8 protein-coding genes are annotated in these 9,289 nt (G+C 45.8%); 3 read left to right on the plus strand and 5 right to left on the minus strand.

All coding sequences use genetic code 11. The annotated features are described in order from the left end of the window. On the plus strand, nt 1-588 hold a 588-nt coding region (locus tag JGK39_RS30820; RefSeq protein ID WP_293298619.1), incomplete at its 5' end, for a tetratricopeptide repeat protein. 2 nt (nt 589-590) lie between these two features. Here the strand turns inward: JGK39_RS30820 and JGK39_RS30825 are convergent. From JGK39_RS30825 to JGK39_RS30845, 5 genes are all read right to left on the minus strand, one after another. After that, a complete protein-coding gene (locus JGK39_RS30825) occupies nt 591-953 on the minus strand; it encodes a transcriptional regulator (RefSeq protein WP_293298622.1) in 363 nt (120 codons plus the stop codon). Between the two features lie 192 nt (nt 954-1,145). After that, nucleotides 1,146-3,707, minus strand: coding sequence for a primosomal protein N' (gene priA / locus JGK39_RS30830; protein WP_293298625.1), 2,562 nt, complete (start codon nt 3,705-3,707; stop codon nt 1,146-1,148). A 365-nt stretch (nt 3,708-4,072) separates the two neighbouring features. Beyond that, entirely contained in the window at nt 4,073-6,178 is a 2,106-nt protein-coding gene (locus JGK39_RS30835) for an ATP-binding protein (protein WP_293253251.1), read from the minus strand. Between the two features lie 120 nt (nt 6,179-6,298). Then, nucleotides 6,299-7,321 (minus strand): ABC transporter substrate-binding protein, encoded by a 1,023-nt coding sequence (locus tag JGK39_RS30840; protein WP_293253254.1) that lies wholly within the window; start codon nt 7,319-7,321, stop codon nt 6,299-6,301. Nucleotides 7,322-7,420: 99 nt separating this feature from the next. Continuing rightward, entirely contained in the window at nt 7,421-7,543 is a 123-nt protein-coding gene (locus tag JGK39_RS30845) for a hypothetical protein (RefSeq protein ID WP_293253257.1), read from the minus strand. A 422-nt stretch (nt 7,544-7,965) separates the two neighbouring features. Between JGK39_RS30845 and JGK39_RS30850 the strand changes: the two genes are divergently transcribed. Together JGK39_RS30850 and JGK39_RS30855 are read left to right on the plus strand one after the other, a co-directional pair. Further along, nucleotides 7,966-8,910: a fused MFS/spermidine synthase gene (locus tag JGK39_RS30850; protein WP_293253260.1), complete on the plus strand. Its 945-nt coding sequence runs from the start codon at nt 7,966-7,968 to the stop codon at nt 8,908-8,910. A gap of 39 nt (nt 8,911-8,949) precedes the next feature. Continuing rightward, on the plus strand, nt 8,950-9,120 hold the full coding sequence (locus JGK39_RS30855; RefSeq protein ID WP_293253263.1) for a YqaE/Pmp3 family membrane protein: 171 nt from the start codon (nt 8,950-8,952) through the stop codon (nt 9,118-9,120). Nucleotides 9,121-9,289 lie beyond the last annotated feature (169 nt).

Consider the following 9,289-nt stretch of genomic DNA (forward strand, 5'->3'; position numbering starts at 1 on the left):
AATTGGGATGAAGCTGAGAGATTGTACCGACAATGTTTGGAAGTAATGACAGAATTGGGCGATCGCTCTGGTATGGCAACAAGTTGGGGAGTATTGGGAGATATCGAGCGCAACCGCGGCAATTGGGATGAAGCAGAGAGATTGTACCGGCAATCTTTGGAATTAAGGACAGAATTGGGCGATCGCTCTGGTATGGCAAGTAGTTGGGGATTATTGGGATATATCGAGCGAAATCGCGGCAATTGGGATGAAGCTGAGAGATTGTACCGGCAATCTTTGGAATTAAGGACAGAATTGGGCGATCGCTCTGGTATGGCAACTTCGATCGGTTGTTTGGGAGAAATCGAAATGCTTATGGGGAATTTAGATGCGGCAGAACCACTTTTAAAAGAGTCTTTAGCGAGGCTTCAAGAACTGGGAGAACCTGCAAAAGTTGCCGAGGCTCACTACGATTTAGCACGACTTGAACGTAAACGCAACAACCCAGAACTCGCCCAACAACATTACAACAGTGCCCATCAAATCTTTCAACAATTGGGAGCCGCGAAAGACTTAGAAAGAATCGAGCGAGAGTGGGAATCCGATTAATTTCAATCGAGAAATGCCGCAGGTGATAGGTGAAAAAACTCAGCTAATTTCTGAATTTGACTCGCCGTCAGTTCCCTGTTACCATTCAAAACCTCAGCAACCAGAGACTCAGTAGCAAAAATATCAACCAAGTCTCTTTCTGAAAGCTCAGCTTCAACCATCAAAGCTTTGAGCAATTTAATCCCCTTCAACAGAGGCATTGGCTCATGTTTCTCTTCATAATCGTAGACAAGAATACCCAGCACATTTAAGTAATCTCGGTCATCTTGCGTCAGTTTTCGGCGATCCAAAATAGAATTAATCCGATTTTGGGTAGCAATTAAGTCAGCTTCACAACTAATCGGGCGTGGAGGAAAATTATTCATAATCTGATAGGCTTGGCATAAGAAGACCGGGCGGTTGAAACCGCGTCTATACAGACAAAACCCGCCTCCGCGGGTTGAAGACGCGACCGTTTAAATACGTTGTTTTCTTGAGTCCGCGGAGGCGGACATTGTTTGTGTAGACGCGGTTTCAACCGCCGTCTGATCTTTGCATCTCTCGCTTATCCATCCCAATCAACCAAAATTCAGCGGATCGACATCAATAGTTAGACTAACAGAACGCGGTGCCCGATCGCGCAACCCGACCAAATCCGACAAATCCAGCGACTCATCCAAAGGTAACTTCAGCAAAATCTGCCACCGATAGCGATTTGCTACTCGCATAATCGCCGCAGGTGCCGGCCCCAACAACTCACAACCCGGTATAGACAATCGCTGAATATACTCATGACAAACAGACGCCAATTGTACCGCCGTTACCGCAACTTCCGCCGCATCCAAACTGCTTAACCGCAACAAAACCAGCCGCCCCGAAGGAGGATAATTTAGCGCTGCTCTTTCGGCTAATTCTGTTTCCACAAAACCTGCATATTCGTGCCGCCTAACTGCTTGAATTACCCGATGTTCGGGAGTGTAAGTTTGCATAATTACCCTTCCCGGATCGTCCCCTCTACCCGCACGCCCCGCCACTTGAGTTAAAGTTTGAAATGCTCGTTCGCTTGCCCGATAATCGGATAAGTTTAGCAACCCATCAGCAGAGACAACTCCCACCAATGTCACTCCAGCTAAATCTAACCCTTTTGTCAGCATTTGCGTACCCAACAAAATGTCAGCTTCCCCATTGGCAAATTGGGTTAACAATCGGCGGTGGTCGCCCTTATTTCTAGTCGTATCGCTGTCAAACCGAATTGCCCGTAATTGGGGAAACAATCTGGTTAATTCCTGTTCGACTCGTTGAGTGCCACTACCAAAGTTTTTGAAATAGGGAGAACTGCATTCTGGACAGTTTTGAGGGTGTCTTTCTGTGTGGTTGCAGTAGTGACAGCGCAATATTTCTGCTGTACCTTCACCGATGTGGTGATAAGAAAGCGAAACATCGCAATGGGGGCATTCCATCACATAGCCACAACTCCGACAAGAGACAAAGGTACTATGTCCTCTTCTGTGAATAAATAGAATACCTTGCTGTTGTCTTTCTTGCAATTCTTCCAGAGCATTTTGTAGGGAAACACTAAAAATAGAGCGATTTCCTTGCCGCAATTCTTGGCGCATATCGACTATTTCAATCGGTGGCATCGGACGCGAATAAATGCGTTCGGGCAATGATAAATAATGGATAGTTGGCAAGGAATAATTATTGATTCGCGTCTCAACAAAAGTCTCTAAGGCTGGGGTTGCAGAACCTAAAATTAGGGGACAATTTTCTAATTCGGCGCGCCATTTGGCAACAGTGCGGGCGTGGTAACAAGGGGCTGGTTGTTCTTGTTTGAAGCTGCTGTCGTGTTCTTCGTCGAGGATAATTAAGCCGAGGTGAGGTAATGGTGCGAAAATGGCCGATCGCGTGCCGATGACAATTTGCGGGGTTCCAGTCAGCATCTGGCGCCATGTATCGTAACGTTCGCCGTCGGATAGGGCGCTGTGGTACACGCAAATTTGCTCGCCAAACCGGGCGCGGAATCTGTCTGTCAGTTGCGGTGTCAGCCCGATTTCGGGAACCAGTACGAGGGCGGATTTGCCGCTGGCTAAGATTGGGGCGATCGCCTGCAAATACACTTCAGTCTTACCAGAACCTGTAACGCCGTGCAACAGCACTTGACGGAATCCCGAAAAACTGTTAATAAACGCTAAAGCTTCAGCTTGAAAACGAGTTAAAGTTTTCGGTGCATCGGGTAATTGAGCAATCCCGCGATCGCCCCTGAGAACTTCCCTTTGATCGATGACAACGCTACCTTTCTGTTCCAATTTTTTGACAACCGAAGCACCCGCGCTGCAAATTCTCAGCAAATCATTCATCCACATTTCACCGCCGCCGCGCCGCAAAACTTCCAATACTTCTTGTTGGCGCTTGGTTAAATCCGTGACAAAGGCGCTGGGGATTAATGTCACTGCCGGTTTGAGTTGTGCTTTCGGAGGATTGGGCGGTTCTAAATAACTTTCTACCCAACCGCGCTGCAATAAATCTTTCAATCCCCGATAACTTCCCTTGACTTGGCGCTGAAGGTATTGCCAAGTGTAATCGCCCTTTTTTTGAGCTTGCAACAATTGCAAAATTTGACTCGCGGCGGGATTCAAAAACGTTTCGGCATTCGGAGAAACAGCATCTTTAACTAACCTAATCCGGCGCACGGAACGGCTTAACAAACCGGGCGGCAGCGAAGCTCTAATTACTTGAATTAATGTTGTACAATAATAAGCAGATACTCGTTCGAGCAATTCCCAGTAAGTAGGCGGAAAAAAGCCCGTACTCACAACATCTTCAACATCTTTAACCCGCGCCGGATCTAAGTCTGCCGGCAGTTGAGAAACGAACCGAATCGCGATCGCCCCTACCTGTTGACTGCCAAAGGGTACGCTCAAAATATCCCCCGGCTGCACGTTCAATTGGGCAGGTAAGCGATAGGTAAATAACTTGTTTTCCTCCCCCGGCGAGTCCCCCGCGCCCCTGAAAGGAGAGTCCACCAACACCTCGATCCACTCTGCCGGCGCGGTGGGGCGCTGGGGCGGTTGGCTGCTACCGTAGGATGCCCCGGCCTCTGCCGCGGAGGGGGTTGATAAACCAAAAGTGACAGTAGACATAGGGTTTTACATCAAACTAGGAGGAGCCGCGGTCATGGGGAGTTTTTATTATCCCTCAGTTTAGCTCGATCGAGCAGTCTTCAATTCTATGAAATACTTTAGGGACACGGCGCCCTGCTTTTCCGAAAGTGCGAACTTAACGGGCTTTCCCAGAGTCCGGCAGGGGTTTAAACCCCTGCCTCAAAGCGAAAGTCCTCTAAAGAGGACTGATGAGTTCTTGAGTCCTCTTTAGAGGACTTTCGCTATTAGCCAGGGGTTTCAACCCCTGGCGGAGTGTGGGTTTAACACGCTTGTTGACACGATGAAGGACACGGCACCATCTCCTTAGCCGATATCTGTATGTTAGTCAACTGAAAACAGGTATATTAACTGCGGGATTTGGCGATCGGAATCTCGATCGCAAATTCCGTCCCTTCTCCCACTGTCGATATGCACTCCAACCTCCCGCCGTGTTTGTCCACAACAATTTGATAGCAAACTGACAGTCCCAAACCTGTACCTGTACCTACTGGTTTCGTCGTAAAAAAAGGATCGAAAACTTTCGTCTTCACTGCGTCATCTATGCCCGGCCCATTATCCTTAATACTGATTTTAACCCAATTATTTTTGAGAATACAGGTATTAATGATAATCTGACAGTGAAAGGGAGTTTTATATTTTTTAAAATCCTGATTTTCGGAATTGTGCAAAGCATATATAGAATTAGTCAAAATATTCATAAATACTTGATTTAGCTGTCCCGCATAACATTCAACCAGTGGTAAATCTCCATATTCTTTGACGATTTCAATTTCAGCAAAATTCGGTTTAGCTTTGAGAGCACTTTGTAAAATTAAGAGCGTACTGTCAATTCCCTCGTGAATATTAACTGGTTTGAGGTCAGATTCATCCAAGCGAGAGAAATTTCGCAAACTTAGTACAATTTCACGAATGCGATTAGTACCCACTTTCATTGAAGACAAGATTTTCGGCAGATCCTCGCCGATAAACTCCAGATCGCTATCTTCAATCAAATCTGCAATTTCAGCAGTGGGATTCGGATATTCCTGCTGGTACAAATCGATTAAACTTAATAGGTTGTTACTGTAGGTACTAACGTGAGAAAGATTAGCGTGAATGAAATTGACAGGGTTATTAATCTCGTGGGCGACACCAGCGATCGTTTGACCGAGGGAAGACATTTTCTCTGTTTGAATTAGTTGAGCCTGGGTTTTCTGTAAATCTTGCAGAGTTTGTTTTAGTTGTTTAGATTGAGCAGTAGCAGTGGCCGCAAGTTTATCCTTAAGTTCTAAAATTTGACGCAATTCTGCCTCAGCGTGCTTGCGCTTGGTGATGTCAAAAATTACTCCGTCAAGCCAGAGAAGATCGCCGTTTTCATTAAATATGCCTTGACCTTTGTCTGACATCCATCTCACAGTCCTATCCGCTCGAATAATGCGGTACTCGATGATATAATCCCGTTTTGTTAAGATTCTTTTATCGATAATTTTTTGTACCATGGCTGCATCTTCAGCATGGATGATACTGTTAAAACTTCGCACTCGATTGTTAATAAAATCGGTGGCGGGGTAGCCCGAAATATCTGCGATCGCATCACTGATAAACTCGATGGTCCAGTCGGCATCGAATACCCATCGATAAACCGCACCTGGGAGATTGGAAACCAAGGTTCTGAAACGTTTCTCGCTGTCTTGCAGCACCTCGGTATCAGACTGAATGCGATCGCCCATTTGGTTAAAAGCGGCCGCAATCTGAGCAAGTTCGTCAGAACCTCCCAGTTGCGCGCGATCGCCCAATTTTCCTTGGCTGAAGCTATTGCTGGCTGCAACCAACCTCGCAGCTCGCCCTGTCAAGGTTCGATCGAAAAACAACCAGACAATTATGCAAAATACAGCTAATCCCATACTCGTTTCAGTCGATCGCTGCAAAGCATCTGCATAAGCCTGCTGCTTGACTAACAAAATATCATACTCTACCAAAAGAATGCCAACTCTCGAAGGTCGAACTTCTCCCGGCTGGGAGCCCAACAAAACCGGATAAATGGCCCAGATACTCTCTTTATTTTCAGCAAGCTTGACTTCTCCTGACATCATTTCCCGAACTTTGAAAAATTCTTCGGGCAAATAGTTAGGTAAGGAGATGGAGGCGATCGGGCGATTTCGCAATTCGTAACGGGTTGCCAAAATTATGCGGTTATTTTCATCACAAAGCAAGGCTAAGCGGATATTTCGCTCGCTCCCCAACTTGCTAATTGCGATTTCCACTTGCTCAACATCTCCTCTGCGGTACAAATATTCCAGCATTCCAGAGAGTTGATTTGCAGAAAATTTTAAATCGTTAATTCCATCTTCTTCTTGTCGGCGGTACGACTGATCTACCTCCCGCTGAAAAGAAAATACACCCAGTAAACTACCGAAAATCAGCAGCATCAAAGGAATTGAGAAACGCAGAGAAAAGGGAAATCGTTTCATAGTTAGAAATGATATAAATTTGAGTTTCTAGATTATTGTTGCTAATTTTAACCAAAAATATGCAGACCAATAGTTACTTAAAACTCACATTTGTTCAGGAATAACTAGAATTTTAATCGATCAAAGTTTCACTTTTTTGACCAATGTGTCGTCCAACAAAGGAGCAGGATTTACAGCTTTCGGCAGCAATTTGTTTTCTAGCATCACTTCAGACAATCGCTTCAGGCCATTCAGCAATGACGGATCTGTTTTTCCTAGTAACTTTTGGTTTTCTTGGAGGTTTGGACTGCTCAGCCCTTTTAAAGATTCTAAGAATTGGTCTGGAGTCACTCCTGTACGGGGAGCAATGCGACTAGCAGCATCCTGGGGATTTTTTGTCAAGTAATCTAGGGCGCGAAACCGACCGTCAACTAAAGCCTGCAAAGCCTTGGGCTGCTTGTTAATTACCTCCTCGCGTACTATCAGAACATCAACAATTTCACCGGGAATTTGCGAACTATCAAATAGTTGTTTGGCACCCGCTGCTAGCAGCTTTGTTCGAGCAGATCCAAAGGTAACAACAGCATCTACTTTTCCATCTTTAAAAGCTCGTTCATGTTCGGATACTCCTAAAGAGACAATTTTGATATCTTTAGGTGACATACCTTTTTGTTCTAAGGCACGGGTAATTATGAATGCTCCTAGTGCAGTAGATTCGACGCCTACAGGTCGGCTTTTTAAACCTGGCAAATTTGGAATCTCTGGCTTGCTGAGAATCACATCCCCACCGTTAGAAAAATCCATAACAACTACAATTTTTACATCGGGATTGGTTGCTGCCAATACCAAAGCTTGGTCGATGGATATACCTGCTGCTTCAATTTCTCCATTTCGATAGGCTCGTACCTCTTCTGTACCTGAAGGGTAATCTACTAATCGAATAGGAGTATTGTCATAGTACCCTAAACTGCGAGCTAAGTACAGAGTTTCATAGCCCGGCCACACATTGGCACCGACTCGCAAAGGGGGTTCTGCCTTCGTGCAACTAGCTAATATCACTGTACACAGAGTGACTGCCGCAATGCCAAGCGTAAAGCTTTTTTTGAGTTTCCGGCTCACTTTTCTCCAAAACTTGAGGTCAAACATCAGAAGATTTTTCAGCATATACTTAGGTATGATCCTGCTTATTTATTAGTGAATTATACAAGTTGGCGAACACTTAAGTTCAGGTGGTGCGATCGCCGCTCATATTTACCAATCTAGTCAATATAAACGCCGATCGCCAACTTGTAGCAGCGGCTTAAAGGTGAATAATTGCCCTGTAACAAATGGCCCGTGACAAACAACTTTGTAGCCAAGCCGGGCGGGCACAAGTATTAATACCATTTTTATAAAGTTTTGCGATAAAAGTATTCGTAGGATGTGTCGCTTGCGATAAATCCTTGGCATTCAATTGCAAATCTCATAGCGACGCACCTTAGCAATCGGGTAGAGCAAACCCAACAATTATTTGGTAGCACGATGTTTGCAGGGCCTGCCGGTTTGTCAGGTGTATCGCGGTGAAATTGTTGGTGCAAGTTACCGTTGTTGGTGCGACGCACCCTAGGACTACTTTGCAGACAACCACCGCCGCTGAAATCCTTGATTTCATTGCGCCTTCAAGCTTGACTTATTGCTTCTTCCATCCGACTTTTGCGATCGAGTTAACTCCCATGTGTCGATCGCACTTACACACCAGCACCATTTTGTGCTAAGAATTACTACTTGCGACAAAATCGACACAGCAGTTTACATTGGGAGAGTATTGGATGTCAGGTAGCGAAGTTCGTGCAGACTTTTGGATGAGCGAGTACATTACCCCTTGGGATATTTACGTTCACGGCGTCATCGGCGTGCTCGCTTACAAAAAAACAGCCTATCAGGAAATGTACGTAGTTCAAACCGGAACCTACGGAAAAGGCTTAGTTTTGGACGGCAAATGGCAATCTTGCACAGGCGACGAGTTTCTGTACCACGAGCCCCTCGTACACCCAGCCATGATTGCTCACGGTTCGCCCAAAAAAGTGCTCGTTCTCGGCGGCGGCGAAGGAGCTACAATTAGAGAAGTGCTGCGCTGGAAAACCGTTGAAAAAGTCGTGATGGTCGATATTGACGGCGAAGTAGTAGAAGCTTGCCGCGAACACCTGCCAGAAATGCACCAAAACGCCTTTGACGACCCCCGCTGCGAAGTAGTAATCGGCGACGCTTTGGACTATTTAGACAACACAGACAGCGATTGGGATATTGTGATTTCCGACTTATCCGATCCCATTGAAGAAGGCCCATCTTTCCAGTTATTTACCAAGGAGTATTTTGAGAAAGTCCGCAAGATACTGTCACCTAACGGATATTTCGTAGTGCAAGCGGGGCCAGTTTCTCCGGCAGAAATGAAAATGCACGCCCGCATTGTCAACACCCTGAAATCGGTTTTCCCCAAGGTTCAATCCTGCACCAGCTTTATTTCTACCTACGGAGCTCCTTGGGGTTTTGCGGTAGCTTCCAGCCAGGAAATCAACACGCGGCCCGAACCCGAAGTTACCGACAAATTGCTCGCCGACAAAACAATTGGGGGGTTGCGGATGTTAGACGGGATTACCCTGTTGGGATTGATGCAAGTTCCCGGTCACTTGCGGCAGGTAATCGCCGAGGAAACCGAAGTTTACACGATCGCAGCACCGCCTAAATTTTTCGGGAAAGGCTCTGTCGGTCAGTGAAGTTAAATTGAAAGAGAAAAGTCGTTTGGAGTAACTGAGATGGGCAATTTAATCCGCATAGTCGCTGCAATTTTTCTTCCCCCTCTGGGCGTATTTTTGACTGTCGGCATCGGCATGGATTTTTGGATCAACCTGCTTCTCACCTGTTTTTTCTGGTTTCCGGGTATGATCCACGCTATTTGGGTAATCGCCAAGCACGATAAGGGCTAGGTTGTTTGTGTTAGATATTGTTAGGTAAATCAACCAGAAGACTTGTAGGGGCGGGTTCACCAACAATATATGTCACCAGCCCGGGGATATATAAACCCGCCCCAACCCAACAAATAACTAACAGGCTGCATCAATTTTGATGGTCATGAAATAATGCAGATTGATATTT

It is taken from the genome of Microcoleus sp. PH2017_12_PCY_D_A (assembly GCF_020738565.1).
Taxonomy (GTDB): Bacteria; Cyanobacteriota; Cyanobacteriia; order Cyanobacteriales; family Microcoleaceae; genus Microcoleus.

Excerpts from the sequence above, each read along its gene's own strand:
- JGK39_RS30835 (WP_293253251.1), bottom strand. The coding sequence starts at position 6,178 with ATGAAACGATTTCCCTTTTCTCTGCGTTTCTCAATTCCTTTGATGCTG.
- JGK39_RS30840 (WP_293253254.1), bottom strand. The coding sequence starts at position 7,321 with ATGCTGAAAAATCTTCTGATGTTTGACCTCAAGTTTTGGAGAAAAGTG.
- JGK39_RS30855 (WP_293253263.1), top strand. The coding sequence starts at position 8,950 with ATGGGCAATTTAATCCGCATAGTCGCTGCAATTTTTCTTCCCCCTCTG.
- priA (WP_293298625.1), bottom strand. The coding sequence starts at position 3,707 with ATGTCTACTGTCACTTTTGGTTTATCAACCCCCTCCGCGGCAGAGGCC.
- JGK39_RS30845 (WP_293253257.1), bottom strand. The coding sequence starts at position 7,543 with ATGGTATTAATACTTGTGCCCGCCCGGCTTGGCTACAAAGTTGTTTGT.
- JGK39_RS30825 (WP_293298622.1), bottom strand. The coding sequence starts at position 953 with ATGAATAATTTTCCTCCACGCCCGATTAGTTGTGAAGCTGACTTAATT.
- JGK39_RS30850 (WP_293253260.1), top strand. The coding sequence starts at position 7,966 with ATGTCAGGTAGCGAAGTTCGTGCAGACTTTTGGATGAGCGAGTACATT.